An 18,212-nucleotide genomic window follows, 5' to 3' on the forward strand; every position below is an offset into this window, starting at 1 on the left:
CTCTGCACCAATAAAACGGGTCGGCCTGCGTCGGCCCGTTTTTGTTTCCCACGACTCACCGCGTTCTACGCCACTACACCAATTTTCGCTGGGCAATTGGCTAACATGCCGTAAAATCCCCTGTTTTGTGTCACCTATAACACTGATTCCTGCAGGACTTGAGGGGAAATCATGGATAAACGCTTTCTTCAGGCTCACCGCGAAGCCCGCTGGTCACTGGTGCTAACGCTGGCCTATCTGGTGGCCTGGGTACTCTTTGCCTATCTACCCGACAACCATCCCGGCCTGACGGGCCTGCCACACTGGTTCGAGCTGGCCTGCCTGCTGCTGCCGCTACTGTTCATCGGTCTGTGCTGGCTGATGGTACGCGTCATCTTCCGCGACATATCACTGGAGAATCACGATGCAAAGTGATGTCATCCTGCCATTGATAGCTTACCTGTTATTGGTATTCGGCCTGTCCGTTTATGCCTGGCGGCGTCGCCAGCAGGGTAACTTTCTCACCGAGTACTTTATCGGCAACCGGTCGATGGGCGGCTTCGTACTGGCGATGACGCTGATAGGTACATATGTCAGCGCCAGCTCGTTTATCGGCGGCCCCGGCGCAGCCTATAAATACGGGCTAGGCTGGGTACTGTTGTCGATGATTCAGGTACCGACGATGCTATTGTCACTGAGCATTCTCGGTAAGAAATTCGCGATTCTGGCCCGCCGCTATAACGCCATCACACTGAATGACATGCTCTACGCCCGCTACGGCAGCCGCTTACTGGTCTGGTTTGCCAGCCTGAGCCTGCTGGTGGCGTTTATCGGCGCGATGGCGGTGCAGTTCATCGGTGGTGCCCGGTTGCTGGAAACCGTGGCGCATGTACCCTATAACATCGGACTGTTGATTTTCGGCATTACCATCCTGCTCTACACCGCGTTCGGCGGCTTTCGTGCCAGCGTACTGAATGACGCGTTACAGGGCATCGTGATGCTGATAGGCACGCTGTTGCTGCTGGCTGGCGTGATCTACGCCGCAGGCGGATTGCCCGCCGCCGTCGGAAAACTGGCGCAGATCAACCCGGCGTTGGTCGATCCACACGGCAGCAACCAGATCCTGTCCGCCCCGTTCATGACCTCGTTCTGGATACTGGTGTGTTTTGGCGTGATTGGCTTGCCCAATACCGCCGTGCGCTGCATTTCCTATCGCGATAGCAAGGCGCTACACCGCGGTATCCTGATCGGTACGGTGGTTATCAGCGTACTGATGCTGGGGATGCATCTGGCTGGTGCGCTGGGGCGTGCTATCCTGCCGAACCTGACCATTCCGGATCAGGTATTGCCGGAACTGATGCTCACCGTGCTGCCGCCACTGGCCGCCGGGATCTTTTTGGCCGCACCGACAGCAGCCATTATGTCGAACATTAACGCGCATTTGCTCCAGGCTTCCGCCACGATCGTCAAAGATCTCTACCTGAACGTCTATCCTCAGAAGATAAGCAACGAGCGTTATATCCGCCATCTATCCAGCCTGACCACCCTGCTGCTTGGCTTGCTGGTACTGCTGGCGTCGTGGCGACCGCCGGAAATGATCATCTGGCTGAACCTGCTGGCGTTTGGCGGGCTGGAAGCGGTATTCCTGTGGCCGCTGGTGCTGGGCCTCTACTGGGAACGCGCTAACGCCGCAGGCGCGCTGAGTTCGATGTTCAGTGGGGCTATCAGCTATACCCTGCTCGCCAGCTTCAATATCCAGCTGGCGGGCTTTCATCCGATTGTGCCATCGCTGCTGTTAAGCCTGGTGGCGTTTATTCTGGGTAACCGCGTAGGGCGTCAGCCTGCATCAGCGGTTGCCGCATCTTCATCACTTTGAGGTCAGAGGCTGCTATGCCGTGGATTCAACTGAAAATTAATACCTCCGGCGCACATGCGGAGCAATTAGGCGACGCGCTGTCTGAAAGCGGCGCTGTCTCAGTCACGTTTCAGGACACGCATGACACGCCGGTGTTTGAACCCCTGCCGGGTGAAACCCGTTTGTGGGGCGATACCGACGTGATTGGCCTGTACGACGCCGAAACCGACATGGCAGAGGTGGTCGCTATGCTGGAGCAGGAGCCGCTGCTCGGTGCCGGTTTCCAGCACAAAATCGAACAACTGGAAGACAAAGACTGGGAACGGGAATGGATGGAAAACTTTCATCCCATGCAGTTCGGCAAGCGCCTGTGGATTTGCCCAAGCTGGCGTGACGTACCGGACCCGAATGCGGTCAATGTCATGCTGGACCCCGGTCTGGCATTCGGCACCGGCACCCATCCCACGACGTCGTTGTGCCTGCAATGGCTCGACGGGCTGGATCTGGCTGGCAAAACCGTCATCGATTTTGGTTGCGGCTCCGGCATTCTGGCCATCGCCGCGCTAAAACTCGGTGCCGCGCACGCTATCGGCATCGATATCGACCCGCAGGCGATTCAGGCCAGCCGTGATAACGCGCAGCGTAACGGCGTGTCTGAACGGCTGGAGCTGTACCTGCCAAAGGATCAGCCCAAAGACTTATCTGCAGATGTGGTGGTCGCCAATATCCTGGCGGGCCCGCTGCGCGAGCTGGCACCGCTTATCAGCGTGTTGCCAAAAGCAGGTGGCCATCTCGGTCTGTCCGGCATTCTGGCCTCACAGGCACAAAGTGTCGCGCAAGCCTATGAAGCGCAATTCCAGCTCGACCCGGTAGCAGAAAAAGAAGAGTGGTGCCGCATTACCGGTATGCGTAAACCACTCTAATCCCGAGGTATTCACCTGACGGAACATCGCCGTTGCGTCAGGTGATTCGTACGGATATTTCGTTGGACAAACGGACTCCCCCTGCCATCAATCACTGTTTCTATGCGGTGAAACAGCATATTCAGGCGGATGTTTAATTTCTCCGGCATGTACACAAAATCAGCGAAATAAAAATAACCATTTGTTAATAAAGGAAAAATAAAAATAGCGCAGTAGCAATGCAACATTTCCTTGATCTGTTCCGCTCAATTGCTCAAAGTTTGGCCTTTCCTATCGCGTAAAAAATGCGTAATATACGCGCCCTTGCAGGCACAGTATGGTCACTCTTTGTCTATGCGCATTGGACAATTTCAGCTTCCCAATCGTTTGATTGCCGCCCCGATGGCGGGCGTAAGCGATCGCCCTTTCCGGGCTCTCTGTTACGCGATGGGCGCTGGAATGACGGTTTCCGAGATGCTCTCTTCCAATCCGGAGGTGTGGCGTTCGGACAAATCGCGCTTGCGCATGGTGCATAGTGATGAGCCCGGTATCCGCGCAGTACAGATAGCCGGCGGTGATCCGGATGAGATGGCGGAAGCGGCGAGAATCAACGCCGAAAGCGGTGCGCAGATCATCGACATCAACATGGGATGCCCGGCCAAAAAGGTTAACCGCAAGATGGCGGGTTCCGCGCTGTTGCAGTATCCAGCGTTGGTCAAGCAGATCCTGACAGCGGTGGTAAACGCTGTCGATGTACCGGTCACGTTGAAGATTCGTACCGGCTGGGCACCAGAGCACCGTAACTGTGTAGAGATTGCCAAATTGGCTGAAGATTGTGGTATTCAGGCGCTGACCGTTCATGGACGCACGCGTGCGTGTTTGTTCAATGGCGAGGCGGAATACGACAGCATTCGGACAGTTAAGCAGAGTGTTTCCATTCCCGTTATCGCGAATGGCGACATTACTGACCCGCGCAAAGCCAGAGCGGTTCTTGATTACACCGGGGCTGATGCCCTGATGATAGGACGAGCTGCTCAGGGAAGACCCTGGATCTTTCGGGAAATCCAGCATTATCTGGACACAGGGGAGTTGCTGCCGCCCCTGCCACTGGCAGAGGTCAAGCACTTGTTGATCGGGCATATACGGGAATTGCACGACTTTTATGGTCCAGGCAAGGGATTTCGTATAGCACGTAAGCACGTGTCCTGGTATCTCCAGGAGCACGCCCCAAACGACCAGTTTAGGCGCACATTCAACGCCATAGAGGACGCCAGCGAACAGCTGGAGGCGTTGAAGGCATATTTTGAAAATCTTGCGTAAACAGAAAAAGAGCTGACAGAACTATGTTCGAACAACGCGTGAATTCTGACGTACTGACCGTTTCCACTGTAAACTCTCAGGCTCAGGTAACCCAAAAACCCCTGCGCGACTCGGTTAAACAGGCACTGAAGAACTATTTCGCTCAACTGAATGGTCAGGATGTGAATGACCTGTATGAGCTGGTACTGGCTGAAGTAGAACAGCCGCTGTTGGACATGGTGATGCAATACACCCGCGGTAACCAGACCCGCGCTGCCCTGATGATGGGTATCAACCGCGGTACGCTGCGTAAGAAACTGAAAAAATACGGCATGAACTGATACGCATCCGTTCATCTCTGAAGAAAGGCGCTTCCCTCACGGTAAGCGCCTTTTTTATTGGCGGTATCACGCTGTAGCCTGCGGTTTACAGACACGAGCCTCCTGACGCATCCAATACCTGCCCCGTTATCCAACGGGCATCCGCCGAGGCAAGAAACACCGCCACTGCCGCGACATCCTGCGGTTGACCAAGACGTGAGAAAACGGAATAACGCTCCGCTTTCTGGCGAATGGCCGCATCCTCCAGCATCGTTTTCACCATCTCGGTTTCCGTCACACCGGGGGCAATCGCATTAACAGTAATATGGCGTGCGCCGTATTCCGGTGCCAGCGAAAGGGTCAGGACATTAATGGCACCTTTTGACGCGGCATATACCGCCCGGTTAGCCGCCGCAATTCGGGTACGGGCAGAAGAGATGTTGATAATGCTCCCCCCTGAACGCAGATGCGGCCCGGCAGACTGGATCAAGAAAAAGGGGGCCGTCACGTTAATTGCCATGACCTTGTCGTACAGATCATCTGAGGTGTCTTCCACCGTCGCCAGGGGGGAGATACCAGCGTTATTAACCAAAATATCCAGACCACCGTACCCGGCCGGCTCAAGTGCCTGGTGGAATTGCGCCCAGAGCGCCCGGCTTTGTTGCTTCGGATCAACGGCGAAGTCAGCAGGTATCACCACAGCCTGCGCCCCCAGTTCTCGCGCTCTTAGTGCGGTTTCCTGTGCTGCGTGTGAATCGTCAATATCATGAATACCAATAAAAGCGGCACCCTCCGCCGCCAATCGTTCAACAATCGCTTTTCCAATGCCACGGGCACCACCCGTCACCAACGCGGTTTTACCTTCCACCCGATACTGATTTGTCATTCCCTTTTCTCCACTCTGCCGATTAGAAAACGCCCCTGTCATCACACAGGTAGCCTGGATAGGCGGTGGACTATTTAACGCACATCCTTTTTTCGCCTGCCAACGGCAAACTGTGATCACAATCGCATCAACAGATTATTGTCGCGTCACCAACAAATATCAGTACAAACCATGTGGTTAATCAAAAAATGAACGATCCACATAGTTCTATAGTGTGATTATTCATCAGAACATGAGAACGTCTGTTATGAGTGCGCACACTACCTCCTTTAGCGAAGAGAACCCTTCTGTGCCGTCTTCAATACCGCTTGCGCCTTTCTCCCGTGAGGAGTGGGTAACAATCGGCATGTGCCTGCGTGATTTTTTTGCGTTTCCGGTATCTGGCTCGCTGTCTTCGGTCTGTACCCGGCTTCATCCCCTCTGCCAGCACCAGGTGACGCTGCCAGTTAACCTGACGCAGGATGACTGGCTGGAAGTCGAGTATGACTTTAACCGGTTGTTCGTCGGCCCAATGACGCTGCCAGCGCCACCTTATGCCGCTATTTATCTGCATGCAGAGCCGCAAGTGATGGGGAAATGTACGCTGGAAGTCCGCCAGCTGTACCACCAACTTGGGTATGAAGTACCGCAGGAGAATGGCCTTCCTGACGACCATATCGCTTACGAGATTGACGCCTGTTTACTGCTCTTTTCCTGCCTCTCTCCCACACCAGCACAGCATGACGCCCTGTACTGGCTGGCCCATGACCATCTGGGACAGTGGTTACCGCGTTTTATCGATCGCATCAACAACCATGCGCCAACACCGGTAATTTCATCGGTGGTCGACGTGCTATCGCTTTGGTTTTTCGATTTGCAACGGAGAACATCACATGCGTGACACCCCCAATTCCCCCGACAGACGGCGATTTATAAAAACACTCGCCATTACTGGTGTTGCGGCCAGCTTACCCGGTGGCTTGTTACTGCCTCGTCAGGCTCGTGCGCAAGCGCCTATTCCTTACAACCCGAACAGCTATACGATTTTCCGGAACTCATGTCCGCGAAACTGCTATGACACGTGCAGCCTGAAAACCTATGTGAAAGATGGCGTTATCGCTTACATTGACGGCGCAAAAGAGTCTACCTTCACCCACGGAATGCCTTGCCTTAAAGGGCTCACCTACCCTCGCCGCGTCTACAGCCCTGACCGGATCAAATACCCGATGATTCAGGATGGCCGCGGCTCGGGAAAATGGCGTCGCATCTCCTGGGACGAAGCGATGGAGCGCATCGCCAACAAGATCCTGGAAATCAAAAAGAAAGACGGCTCATTACTGGGTCTGGCGCTCACCAAGTATTCAGGAAACTTCGGCATCCTCAACTATGGCGTTGAAGGCATGATGTCCTCGCTGGGCTATACCACCCGCTTTGTCGGTACGCCGTGTTGGCCCGCTGGTATTGATGCTCAGAGTTACGACATGGGCGATATGTGGTGCAACGACCCTGAAGATTTGGCCAAATCCAAATACATCATTGTCTGGGGCGCTAACCCGGCCTGGTGTTCTCTGCACACGATGAAATACCTTTATCAGGCACGGGAGCGCGGAGCCAAAGTGGTAGTCATCGACCCCATTTTGACCCAGACCGCCGCCAAAGCAGATCTGTACTTACGGATTCGCCCCGCTTCCGACGGCGCACTGGCGCTGGGTATGGCACGGCATCTGTTAGATAACGGGCTGGTTGATAACGAATTTGTCACGCAATATTCGCTGGGGTTCCCAGAGTTTGCGCAATACCTGCGGGAAAATGTCACGGTTGAATGGGCATCTGAACAATGTGGCTTGCCTGCACAGACGATTCGTCAGCTTGCAGAAGAATTTACTGCCGTCAAACCTGCGACAATCTGGATAGGCTACGGTATGCAGCGACATATCAATGGCGGTGCCAATGTGCGAGCCATTGACGCGTTGGTCGCCATGAGCGGCAACATCGGTCTGGAGGGCGGTGGCGCTCGCTACGGCCACCTCTACACCTGGGGGTTCAACTACCACGCCATGATGCAGAAACAACCCGCCGGTTCTGTCGGTTTTACTGGTCAGAGCGGGCCTAAAGGGGAGTTCGACTTCGGCGCTAAAGAAGCATCCAGCTATACCGATCGCAGCCTGAATATCAATAAAACCGCACAATCGATACTGGATACCAACGATCCGCCGATTCGCATGCTATGGGTGTCTTGCAAAAACCCACTCTCCCAGGACTTCGACCATAACAAGATGTTGAAAGCCTTCAATAAACTGGAGATGGTGGTCTGCGTAGACCAATTCTTTAATCAGACGGTGGAGCAGGCCGATATCGTGTTACCAGCGACCACACAGATGGAAGAGTGGAATATCTCGGTATCGTATTGGCACTACTGGCTGACTATCAATCAGCCAGCGATTAAACCGATGTACGAGTGCAAATCCGACCTGGACATCGCGGCTGCGCTTTCGCGCACCATGAACCGGTTATCTCCCGGCTCCTGCACCTTCCCGCAGGATATTGACGGCAAAGAATGGGTGGCAAAAGAGTTTAACGACAGTATCTACAAGCTGTTTGGTATCTCGTCATGGGAAACGTTGCTGGATGGTCCGGTCAAAGCCAAACTTCCACACCCGGCAGCCTGGCATGACCGCAAGTTCAAGACACCGTCCGGCAAATACGAATTTACATCGGCATTGTGTAAAGAGAATGGTCACGCCCTGCTGCCCGAGTACCGGCCAGGAAGAGAGAAAAACTTACCGTTTCAGCTCTTTACCCCCCACACGCTATACGGCCTGCATTCTCAGTTCATCAATCTGGACTGGATGCAGGTCTTCTACCCGGAACCTTTTGTCTACCTCCACCCGGTAGCGGCGCAACAAAAAGGTATCCGTGAACTCGATTGGGTACGCGTCTTTAATGGCACCGGAGAAGTCACAGTCAGAGCCAGACTGACTACCAACGTACCGCAAGACATGCTGCTGATGTACGAGGCCTGGTTTAACAAACAAGCGTTTAACGTACAAAACGTCGTCGATGATACCTCATCAGATATGGGAAAAATGAAGACGGGTGCGCCGGGCTCCGCCATTCACTGTCAGTTCGCGGATATCGCCTTAACGTCGGCACCGGCACAAAGCAGAGTGATGGGAGGAACCCGAGCATGAGACGCGCATTCCTGGTCGATAGTGAAAAATGTATTGGGTGCCGTGGCTGCGCCATGGCCTGCAAAAGTTTTAATCAGTTAGAGCCGGACCTGTTCTGGCGCTATGTCTACCCACTGGGGAAATCCATCTACCCGCACGAAGAGAGGGCTTTTTATTCTCTGGCGTGCAATCACTGTGAGCATCCCGCCTGTCTGGATGCCTGCCCGGTCGAAGCCTATACCAAACGTGAAGACGGCATTGTGGTGCACGACCCGGCGCGCTGCATCGGTTGCAAAAACTGCCTGCGCAGCTGCCCCTACGGGGCTCCTAAATTCAACGAGGTCACCCACAAAGCCGAAAAATGCAGCATGTGCTATGAACGGTTGGATGTGGGGTTACAGACAGCCTGCGTTGAAGCCTGTCCGGTGGGCGCATTAACCATGATAGACCTTGACGAACAGGCCGTTCCCGCCAACGCCGTACAATACCCGCCGGGCTACCCGGTTATGCCATCGCTGAACCCCGGAACGCGTTTCATCATGCCTCGCACGCCAAAACAGGCTGGAGAATAATCATGGAACACTATGAGCTACCTTTGGTTTTCTTTACATCATTAAGCCAGACCGCTGTTGGCATGGCACTGTTTCTGGCCTGGCGGCGTCTGTGCGATCACGCGGTGCCACAACGCAAAGCCTGGTTCATCACCGGCGTGGTGCTAGCCGTGTCATTGATTGGCGCGACCTTCCATCTGGCAGACCCGCTGCACGGTTATAACGCCTTTATCAATCTCAAGCATTCATGGCTTAGTCGGGAAATTCTGGCGGCAGTACTCTTTGCTGCCACTATCGCTCTGGCACTGTTGACTGATGGAAAACAGGTGACGGTGATAGCCGCCGCCGTGATGGGGATCGTGCTGGTGATTGTGCAGGGGCTGACCTACGCAGCGCCTGCGATGGTCGCTATCAACAATGGACTCCCGATGATTTTATATTTGCTGACGGCCTGGGTGATGGGCGCAGCAGCCCTCCCACTACTGGATAAAACGTCGGCCATTTCGCCCCTGCGTCACGGATTAACGTTGCTGATTCTGGCGCTGATCACCGCACCGTTAATCTGGCGTAGTGGCGGAACGATCATGCGTATGACATCAGAGCAATGGGGGTCATCGCCATTTTTCTGGAGTGGGTTAGTCTGTTTTATCATTGCATTCGGCTTATCCTGCCAGCGACAAAAAACAGCCGTCTCCGTCGCAACGGTCGTGATTGCGCTGCTGGGTATCTTCCTGAGTCGAGTGACATTCTTTGGCGATACCATCAGCACTATCATCAATATCGGACAGCCTTACTGACAGAGAAAACACAGCGAACACCTACAGACGACACTGACAAAGAACAACGGGCCTGCCAAAAAGCGAGCCCGTTGCTTTCGCAGTACTCATCCTGCTCAGTTCAGATCACATTCCACCCAGATAGCGGCGTGATCCGAGGCGGCGGTATCCCAGGAGGTCACCGTCGGGAACGGCGTCACCGGATCCGCCCCTTCTTTCGCGGCAATCTTATCGATGTTATAGATACCGCGCCGTTCAATGCCCCAGTCGACCTTTGCCTGATGTAACGGCGTGGAAATGAAAATATAGTCCAGTTGGTTCAAACGTTCGCCAGACTTACCGCCGGAGAAATAATAGGTATAGCGTGCTGTTTCCGGCAAAGCGGGATCGACCACCGGGTGCAAATCCGGCACGGAAAACAGCGGCGTCAGGCTGTGCCAGGGGTTGGCGCTATCCTCGTTCAGATCTCCCATTACCACCACATACTCTTGCTGCAGGTTGTATCCGCGCACGATATCGGCCACACGCTCCGCCTGGGCGAGCCGCCGTCTGGCAGCCCGCTCGCGTTCTTCATCGTTACGCCCGTTCTGGCTTTTGAAGTGGTTACACAGCACATGCACCGGCTGCGTCAGGCCAATGTCGATCGTTACTTCCAGACAATCACGGCTAAACAGCGGGGAAAACGACGCGCTGGTATCAAAAATGTGGGTGCGTAGTTGGGTAATGCGGTGGCGCGTCAGGCAGGCCACATCAATGCCTCGCGGATCATTCGGGCTATCTATCATGACATACTGAGCAAAGGCCTGGTCTGCCAGAATCTGCTGGTTGAAATCATGCAGCACCGCCATATTTTCCACTTCGGCCGCACACAGGATGTCAGCCTTCAGCGCGTTGATCACCAGCCCGGTATTTTTTCGCTGCTGGTCGCTAAACGCCTCGGAACGAAAAACCAACTCGCCTAACCAATCACCGCGTCCCCGGCAGCTTTTGTTAATCCGAAAGCCGGTCTTGCCAGCTTCACTTTTCCAGCTACCCAGCGAGCCGCCATCAACACGCAGGTCGATATAAGGCTGGAGATTACTGGTCAGGGTAAAAACCCGCTCTTTCAAGGCATCGTCATAGTTATCATTTTCCAGCAGTGTTTGTAGCTGGCGTACTTTTTCAAGCAGTTCACTGCTTTGCTGGGGGTCAGGCAGGTTAAGAATCGCGGTACGATGAAACAGGTTTTCGACGTTATAGCTGGCAAGTCTGAGCTTCATAGCTCCTCCTCAGGCAACAGGCTATGGCGGGAAATAACGAGTCTGGCAATCAATTGTTACCACCGTATATCACGACCGCCCGTCACACCGACCTGTGACACGCTGTGGTAAAAAATACTGCTACTCACTATATTCACTAGTACTCACTATATTCATAGCAGATATAAGCCATGTCTTTATGGACTTGGCAAACATCACGACATCACGTAAATTCGCAGCATTTCTGACTCACAACGGCAACAGCCCATATCTGGCAGGAACAATGATGAAAAAATCTCGCTTAGCATTACTTACCGGCGCTTTACTGGTTACCAGCGTACTGGCTCAGGCACAGGACGACCTTAGCGCTATCAAAGCCGCCGGTGTGATTAAATTCGGTACGGAAGGCACTTACGCGCCTTACACTTACCACGATGCCTCCGGCAAGTTAGTGGGTTTCGACGTAGACGTCGGCCGTGCGGTAGCAGAAAAACTGGGCGTAAAAGCGGAATTTGTTGAAGGCCGTTGGGATGGGCTTATCGCGGGTGTGGACGCCAAACGTTATGACGCCGTCATCAACCAGGTGGGTGTCACCAAAGAGCGCCAGGTAAAATATGACTTCTCCAAACCGTACATTGACGCTAAATCTGTACTGATCGTACGGGGTGATAACACCAGCATCAAATCGTTCAACGATCTGAAAGGTCATAAATCAGCCCAAAGCCTGACCAGTAACTATTCTAAACTGGCCACCAGCTACGGTGCAGAAATCGTCCCGACCGATGGCTTTAACCAGTCGCTGGAGCTGGTGCTGAGCGGTCGAGCGGAAGCGACCCTGAACGATAACCTGTCGTTCCTGGACTTCAAAAAACACAAACCTGACGCCAATGTGAAAGTGGTCGCCACCGCAGAAAGCGGCGATCCGTCCGCCATTCTGGTACGCAAAGACCAGCCGCAACTGGTTGATGCACTCAATAAAGCATTGGATCAAATCAAAGCAGACGGCACCTATAAGACGATTTCTGTGCGATACTTTGGACAAGACGTTTCCAAATAATGCATTGATATCGGAGCTATTGTAGATATGCCATCATGGCTACAACTTATGGCAGACTCCTTCTGGAGTCTGCTTTCCGCCGGGCTGACTTTCACTGTTCCTCTCGCGATTCTCTCCTTTATTCTCGGTTTGATGATCGGCGTATTGGTGGCGTTGTTACGCCTGTACGGTGCCACACCGCTCAAAAAGATCTGTGACTTTTATGTGTGGGTGATTCGCGGTACGCCGCTGCTGGTCCAGCTCTTTCTGATTTTCTATGGCTTGCCCAGTGCCGGTATCACGCTGGATGCCTTTCCGGCCGCGCTGATTGGCTTTAGCCTGAACGTGGGTGCCTATAGCTCAGAGATAGTACGTGGTGCGATTCTTTCCGTGCCCAAAGGTCAGTGGAACGCGGCCTATTCGCTGGGTATGAGCGGCGCACAGGCTATTCGCTGGGTGATTGTGCCGCAGTCGGTATTCGTATCACTGCCACCGCTGGCTAACACCTTTATTTCACTGGTCAAGGATACCTCACTGGCCGCCGTGATCACGGTGCCTGAAATGTTTCTGGCCGCGCAACGGATCGTCTCGGTCACCTATGAACCACTCATTCTGTATATCGAAGCCGCACTCATCTACCTGATGTTCAGTACGGTATTGAGTAAATTGCAGGCGCGACTGGAAAAATACTACCAGCGTCACGTCGTGCATTAATCAGCGTAGAGAGCATTAATCCTCGCTCGGCAGGCTGTCCAGCCTGCCACGCTCATCATCAGACAAACTCGACATTCTCCCCGGTTTTCTGTAGCCTTCTTTTTTACCAGCCGGAGAATGTCATGAAACAGACTGTCAATATCGCGCTGATAGGTGATTACACCCCAACCGTCACCGCCCATCAGGCTATTCCCCCTGCTCTTGCCCTTGCTGCCCGCCAGTTAAATCTCACGATGCACTACCAATGGATAGACAGTGAACAGTTGTCGATCGCCCAGCTTCACGCCTTCGATGCAATGTGGTGCGTTCCTGCCAGCCCATACCGTCACGACGACAACATCCTGCAAGCCATTCGGTTTGCCCGCGAAACGCCTATCCCCTTTCTGGGCACCTGTGGCGGTTGCCAGTACGCCCTGCTGGAATATGCCCGCCATGCGCTGGGATGGCACGACGCCAACAACGCGGAAGTCACACAGGAAGGCCGATCGGTAATTACCCCGTTACAGTGCGAAATGGTGGAAAAAGAGGGTGATATCCGTCTGTTGCCTGATTCACGTATCGCCCGCGCCTACGGCCATGAGGCGATTACCGAAGGCTACCGTTGCCGCTACGGCATTAATGAAGCGTTTCGGGATGCGTTCACCGCAGCCGGTATCCGGGTGTCTGGTGTGGATGGCAACGGCGATATTCGTGCTGTCGAAATAATCGATCATCCCTTTTTCGTTGGTACCCTGTTTCAGCCGGAACGCGCTGCACTAAAACAGATAACGCCACCGCTGGCTATTGCTCTCCTTGAGGCAGCGGCAGCGCATTAACCGCAGTTTTTTACACAAGTTGCACCAAATTAGATCAACAGAAGAACAGTTCCACCATTTTGGTGCACCCTATGCCTTTGCTTTATCCCCCCATACCACCCATTTATCCCGATTCGCCACGGATAGGATTTAGTTTTCTGCCCATCTCACCATCATGACAAGCTGGCACTGTTTTTGCTTATTGTTAATGACGGTGTCCGGTTCATCATGCCGGCCCACTGACAGACAGAGCAGGCGCAGCCATGACTGCGCCACAACACAACAAGCACATTACAATTACATTAGGCACATACGATGATTATGAAAAAAGTGATTATGTCCACGCTGGTAGCCAGCGCTTCACTGTTTGCCTTCATCAATCAGGCACACGCGGGCGCAACGCTTGATGCCATTCAGAAGAAAGGCTTCGTACAGTGTGGTATCAGCGATGGGCTTCCTGGTTTCTCGTATGCCGATGCCAACGGCAAATACTCCGGTATCGATGTTGACGTCTGCCGTGGCGTCGCAGCTGCCATTTTTGGTGATGCCAACAAAGTCAAATACACCCCACTGACAGCTAAAGAGCGTTTCACCGCCCTGCAGTCTGGCGAAGTGGATGTGCTGTCCCGTAACACCACCTGGACCTCATCCCGTGACGGTAGCATGGGCCTGCTGTTCACCGGCGTGACCTACTACGACGGTATCGGCTTCCTCGCTCATAACAAAGCCGGACTGAAAAGCGCCAAAGAACTGGACGGTGCCACCGTGTGTATCCAGGCCGGTACTGACACCGAGCTGAACGTAGCCGACTACTTCAAGACCCACAATATGAAGTACACCCCGGTGACGTTTGACCGTTCTGACGAAAGCGCCAAAGCACTGGACTCAGGCCGTTGCGATACGCTGGCTTCCGATCAGTCTCAGTTGTACGCTCTGCGTATCAAACTGGGTAAACCGGCAGACTTCGTCGTGTTGCCGGAGGTTATCTCCAAAGAACCGTTGGGACCGGTTGTACGTCGTGGTGACGAAGACTGGTTTGCCATTGTTCGCTGGACGCTGTTTGCCATGCTGGACGCCGAAGAGATGGGTGTGACCTCTCAAAACGTCGATCAGATGGCTGCCAAGCCGACCACTCCGGACATGGCGCACCTGTTGGGTAAAGAAGGTAACTTCGGTAAAGATCTGAAATTGCCGAATGACTGGGCGTATAAAATCGTTAAGCAGGTCGGTAACTACGGTGAAGTGTTCGAGCGTAACGTAGGTCAGGGCAGTGAGCTGAAAATCAAGCGCGGCCTGAACGAACTGTGGAACAAAGGCGGTATCCAGTACGCCCCTGCTGTTCGCTAATTCCTGATGCAAAAACGGGCACGTGCTGCGAACCAGCCGTGCCCTTGCTTTATCCGTCACTGAGGCTCCAACATGCTGCAACGCCCAACCGTGAAAGGTGATTTATCACTGACTAATCCAGCGGTGCGCGCCTGGTTGTATCAAATCCTTGCTGTCATCATCGTGGTGGTTGCCGCCGCTTACCTGCTGCACAATACCGTCACTAACCTCTCACAGCGTGGAATTACATCAGGTTTTGCCTTTTTAAATAACAACGCTGGCTTTGGTATCGTTCAGCACCTGATTGACTACGATCAGGATGACTCCTACGCCCGCGTTTTTGTTATTGGCCTGCTTAATACGTTGCTGGTTTCAGCTATCTGTATTATCTGCGCCTCACTGCTGGGGTTTATCGTCGGTCTGGCTCGTCTGTCTGATAACTGGCTGCTGCGTAAACTTTCAACGATCTATATCGAAACGTTTCGTAACATCCCACCGTTACTGCAGATCTTCTTTTGGTATTTCGCGGTATTACGCAATCTGCCCGGCCCTCGTCAGGCTGTCAGCGCGTTCGATACCTTTTTTCTCAGCAACCGCGGCCTGTACATTCCGGCTGCGGAGTTTGGCCCAGGCGCACTCCCATCTTTGCTTGCGCTGCTCATCTCTCTGGGATGTGCGATAGCCTTGCATCGTCGGAATAAACGCTACCATGAGCTAACCGGTCAGCAACGCCGCTACTGGCCCATTCCTATCGCAATGTTGGCGGTACTGCTGGGCCTCTCTCATCTGGTTTTTGGCCGGGCACTGCACTGGGATTTCCCGGTCCTGAAAGGATTTAACTTTAGCGGTGGCATGGTGCTTATTCCGGAACTGGCAGCGCTGGCGCTGGCGTTATCGGTGTATACCTCATCGTTTATTGCCGAGATCATTCGCTCAGGTATCCAGTCTGTTTCTCACGGGCAGCATGAAGCGGCACTGTCGCTGGGTCTGCCAAAACCGGTCACCTTACGCAAAGTTATCCTGCCACAGGCACTGCGCGTCATCATTCCGCCGTTGACCAGTCAGTATCTGAACATCGTGAAAAACTCGTCACTGGCGGCTGCCATTGGTTACCCGGATATGGTGTCGCTGTTCGCCGGTACGGTACTGAACCAGACCGGACAAGCCATTGAGACTATTGCCATCACCATGTCGGTCTACCTGATTATCAGTCTGCTGATCTCATTACTGATGAACATCTATAACCGGAAAATCGCCTTAATTGAGCGTTAAAGGAACAGGATGACTATGACAACACACACACCATCCAATCCGACGCCCATTAGCAACGCCATCGTCTGGGCGCGGCGGAACCTGTTCTCCAATGTCACCAACAGCGTGTTGACGTTGGTCTGCCTGTGGTTACTGTGGACTCTGATCCCACCGTTACTCAATTGGGCTATCTTCAAGGCCAATTGGGTTGGTTCAACCCGTGCAGACTGCACCAGTGATGGTGCCTGCTGGGTATTCGTCCATGCTCGTTTCGAGCAATTCATGTACGGGCTTTATCCACGGGAAGAGCTCTGGCGCATTAACTTCGCGCTGGTACTGGCGTTAATCAGCATCCTGCCGATGTTCTGGCGTAATCTGCCGCGCCGTGGCCGTTATATCGCCATCTGGTGCGTAGTCTATCCGCTACTTGCCTGGTGGTTGCTGTTCGGCGGCTTTGGTGGCCTGAGTCGGGTGGAAACCCGTCAGTGGGGTGGTCTGACACTGACTATCATCATCGCGGCGATCGGCATCGCAGGTGCGTTACCGCTGGGAATATTGCTGGCACTGGGACGCCGTTCCAACATGCCGGTGCTACGTGGGCTCTGCGTGATTTTCATCGAGTTCTGGCGCGGCGTTCCCCTGATCACAGTGCTGTTCATGTCCTCAGTCATGCTGCCGTTGTTCCTGACGGAAGGCACCAACATCGACAAACTACTGCGTGCCTTGGTGGGGGTAATTCTTTTCCAGTCCGCGTATGTCGCAGAAGTGGTGCGTGGCGGCTTACAGGCACTCCCGAAAGGACAATATGAAGCAGCGCAATCTCTGGCACTGGGATACTGGCGTATGCAGGGATTGGTCATTCTGCCCCAGGCGCTGAAAATGGTGATCCCCGGTCTGGTCAACACCATTATCGCCCTGTTCAAAGACACCAGTCTGGTAATCATCATCGGTTTGTTCGACCTGTTTAGCAGTATTCAGCAGGCAACCGTTGACCCGGCCTGGCTGGGGATGTCCACAGAAGGCTATGTTTTTGCCGCCATTATCTATTGGATCTTCTGCTTTAGCATGTCGCGCTATAGCCAGCATTTAGAAAAACGTTTTGATACTGGACATAAGTCCCATTGAGGTTATCCATGAACCAGGACACATTGACATCTTCATCCAACCACATGATTACACTGGAAAATGTGAATAAGTGGTATGGGCAGTTCCATGTACTGAAAGACATTAACCTGCAGGTCAGCCAAGGCGAGCGTATCGTGTTATGTGGGCCGTCTGGCTCTGGTAAATCAACCACAATCCGTTGTATCAACCATCTGGAAGAGCACCAACAAGGTCGGATCGTCGTTGACGGCATCGAACTCAATCATGACAGCCGTAATATTGAGAAAGTCAGAACAGAAGTCGGCATGGTATTCCAGCATTTCAACCTGTTCCCGCATCTGACGGTTCTGCAAAACTGTACGCTGGCCCCGTGCTGGGTGCGTAATATGCCGAAAAAAGAAGCTGAAGCATTAGCAATGCATTACCTGGAGCGTGTTCGTATCGCCGCCCATGCCCATAAATATCCGGGCCAGCTTTCCGGCGGCCAGCAACAGCGCGTTGCGATTGCCCGCTCACTGTGCATGAAACCGAAAATCATGTTGTTTGACGAGCCGACATCCGCACTGGATCCGGAGATGGTAAAAGAGGTGCTGGATACCATGCTAGGTCTGGCAGAAGATGGTATGACCATGCTGTGCGTTACCCATGAAATGGGCTTCGCTCGCACGGTAGCTAACCGGGTGATCTTTATGGATCAGGGTGAGATCGTTGAACAAGCGCCACCGGATATCTTCTTCGGTAGCCCACGTTCAGAACGCACACAAACGTTTCTGGCGCAAATCCTGCACTGATCACCGCATACCCACAATACACAACGACCCAGCCCGCCCACGATGTGCGGGCTTTTTTATGTCCCCATTTTGCATATTAAAATCAGCGATAAATACTCTTCGGTGGACAGCACTGTCCGCTGAAGATGTTTTCATGCACACAGCATAAAACAGCAGGGGTATATAGAGGAGAAGCGATGAGGTATGAAAGCGACGGTGGAACCGATGCCCGGATGAAGAGGCTCGCGTATAAATCAGCGTA

The 18,212-nt window shown here is 53.5% G+C and carries 18 protein-coding genes; 16 read left to right on the forward strand and 2 right to left on the reverse strand.

The window, feature by feature from the left end:
- Positions 1 to 171: 171 nt before the first annotated feature.
- The 5 genes from FAZ14_RS13600 (at position 172) to fis (ending at position 4,376) form a co-directional block, all read left to right on the forward strand.
- Positions 172 to 414 carry a YhdT family protein gene (locus FAZ14_RS13600; protein ID WP_016943127.1) on the forward strand — a complete coding sequence of 81 codons (243 nt, stop codon included), beginning with the start codon at positions 172 to 174 and terminating at the stop codon, positions 412 to 414.
- On the forward strand, positions 404 to 1,855 hold the full coding sequence (gene panF / locus FAZ14_RS13605; RefSeq protein WP_016943128.1) for a sodium/pantothenate symporter: 1,452 nt from the start codon (positions 404 to 406) through the stop codon (positions 1,853 to 1,855). Before FAZ14_RS13600 ends, panF begins: the two co-directional genes overlap by 11 nt.
- A 14-nt stretch (positions 1,856 to 1,869) precedes the next feature.
- On the forward strand, positions 1,870 to 2,757 hold the full coding sequence (gene prmA / locus FAZ14_RS13610) for a 50S ribosomal protein L11 methyltransferase (protein ID WP_016943129.1): 888 nt from the start codon (positions 1,870 to 1,872) through the stop codon (positions 2,755 to 2,757).
- A gap of 333 nt (positions 2,758 to 3,090) precedes the next feature.
- The gene (dusB, locus tag FAZ14_RS13615; RefSeq protein ID WP_016943130.1) at positions 3,091 to 4,056 is read left to right on the forward strand and encodes a tRNA dihydrouridine synthase DusB; all 966 of its coding nucleotides are present in this window, start codon (positions 3,091 to 3,093) and stop codon (positions 4,054 to 4,056) included.
- A gap of 23 nt (positions 4,057 to 4,079) precedes the next feature.
- Positions 4,080 to 4,376 carry a DNA-binding transcriptional regulator Fis gene (gene fis, locus FAZ14_RS13620; RefSeq protein ID WP_012883002.1) on the forward strand — a complete coding sequence of 99 codons (297 nt, stop codon included), beginning with the start codon at positions 4,080 to 4,082 and terminating at the stop codon, positions 4,374 to 4,376.
- Between the two features lie 85 nt (positions 4,377 to 4,461).
- On the opposite strand, the gene FAZ14_RS13625 is transcribed toward fis, so the two are convergent.
- The gene (locus FAZ14_RS13625; RefSeq protein ID WP_153508695.1) at positions 4,462 to 5,241 is read right to left on the reverse strand and encodes an SDR family NAD(P)-dependent oxidoreductase; all 780 of its coding nucleotides are present in this window, start codon (positions 5,239 to 5,241) and stop codon (positions 4,462 to 4,464) included.
- Positions 5,242 to 5,488: 247 nt separating this feature from the next.
- Here FAZ14_RS13625 and FAZ14_RS13630 point away from each other — a divergent pair, with 247 nt between their 5' ends.
- Genes FAZ14_RS13630 through FAZ14_RS13645 form a run of 4 tightly spaced genes read left to right on the forward strand, consistent with a single transcriptional unit; the run spans position 5,489 to position 9,738 of the window.
- A complete protein-coding gene (locus FAZ14_RS13630) occupies positions 5,489 to 6,121 on the forward strand; it encodes a TorD/DmsD family molecular chaperone (RefSeq protein ID WP_235914534.1) in 633 nt (210 codons plus the stop codon).
- On the forward strand, positions 6,114 to 8,411 hold the full coding sequence (locus FAZ14_RS13635) for a molybdopterin-dependent oxidoreductase (RefSeq protein ID WP_153508696.1): 2,298 nt from the start codon (positions 6,114 to 6,116) through the stop codon (positions 8,409 to 8,411). The genes FAZ14_RS13630 and FAZ14_RS13635 overlap by 8 nt, the downstream gene beginning before the upstream one ends.
- Complete coding sequence (locus FAZ14_RS13640) at positions 8,408 to 8,962, forward strand: 4Fe-4S dicluster domain-containing protein (RefSeq protein ID WP_016943134.1); 555 nt, start codon at positions 8,408 to 8,410, stop codon at positions 8,960 to 8,962. Before FAZ14_RS13635 ends, FAZ14_RS13640 begins: the two co-directional genes overlap by 4 nt.
- A 2-nt stretch (positions 8,963 to 8,964) precedes the next feature.
- Positions 8,965 to 9,738 carry a dimethyl sulfoxide reductase anchor subunit family protein gene (locus FAZ14_RS13645; protein ID WP_153508697.1) on the forward strand — a complete coding sequence of 258 codons (774 nt, stop codon included), beginning with the start codon at positions 8,965 to 8,967 and terminating at the stop codon, positions 9,736 to 9,738.
- Between the two features lie 95 nt (positions 9,739 to 9,833).
- Here the strand turns inward: FAZ14_RS13645 and FAZ14_RS13650 are convergent, their stop codons facing one another.
- Positions 9,834 to 10,976, reverse strand: a complete 1,143-nt coding sequence (locus FAZ14_RS13650; protein ID WP_153508698.1) for an endonuclease/exonuclease/phosphatase family protein — start codon at positions 10,974 to 10,976, stop codon at positions 9,834 to 9,836.
- A 265-nt stretch (positions 10,977 to 11,241) separates the two neighbouring features.
- Between FAZ14_RS13650 and FAZ14_RS13655 the strand changes: the two genes are divergently transcribed.
- From FAZ14_RS13655 to FAZ14_RS13685, 7 genes are all read left to right on the forward strand, one after another.
- Positions 11,242 to 12,012 carry an amino acid ABC transporter substrate-binding protein gene (locus FAZ14_RS13655; RefSeq protein ID WP_029456546.1) on the forward strand — a complete coding sequence of 257 codons (771 nt, stop codon included), beginning with the start codon at positions 11,242 to 11,244 and terminating at the stop codon, positions 12,010 to 12,012.
- Positions 12,013 to 12,039: 27 nt separating this feature from the next.
- A complete protein-coding gene (locus tag FAZ14_RS13660; protein WP_016943138.1) occupies positions 12,040 to 12,705 on the forward strand; it encodes an amino acid ABC transporter permease in 666 nt (221 codons plus the stop codon).
- Positions 12,706 to 12,827: 122 nt separating this feature from the next.
- Positions 12,828 to 13,520 (forward strand): CTP synthase C-terminal region-related (seleno)protein, encoded by a 693-nt coding sequence (locus FAZ14_RS13665; protein WP_038926458.1) that lies wholly within the window; start codon positions 12,828 to 12,830, stop codon positions 13,518 to 13,520.
- A gap of 300 nt (positions 13,521 to 13,820) precedes the next feature.
- Positions 13,821 to 14,846, forward strand: a complete 1,026-nt coding sequence (locus tag FAZ14_RS13670; RefSeq protein WP_023638688.1) for an amino acid ABC transporter substrate-binding protein — start codon at positions 13,821 to 13,823, stop codon at positions 14,844 to 14,846.
- Between the two features lie 72 nt (positions 14,847 to 14,918).
- A complete protein-coding gene (locus FAZ14_RS13675; protein ID WP_153508699.1) occupies positions 14,919 to 16,097 on the forward strand; it encodes an amino acid ABC transporter permease in 1,179 nt (392 codons plus the stop codon).
- Positions 16,098 to 16,106: 9 nt separating this feature from the next.
- Entirely contained in the window at positions 16,107 to 17,201 is a 1,095-nt protein-coding gene (locus FAZ14_RS13680) for an amino acid ABC transporter permease (protein ID WP_016943141.1), read from the forward strand.
- A gap of 8 nt (positions 17,202 to 17,209) precedes the next feature.
- Entirely contained in the window at positions 17,210 to 17,971 is a 762-nt protein-coding gene (locus tag FAZ14_RS13685) for an amino acid ABC transporter ATP-binding protein (RefSeq protein WP_012882989.1), read from the forward strand.
- Positions 17,972 to 18,212: the final 241 nt, after the last annotated feature.

This window comes from Dickeya oryzae, assembly GCF_009372235.1.
In the GTDB taxonomy this organism is placed as follows: domain Bacteria; phylum Pseudomonadota; class Gammaproteobacteria; order Enterobacterales; family Enterobacteriaceae; genus Dickeya; species Dickeya oryzae.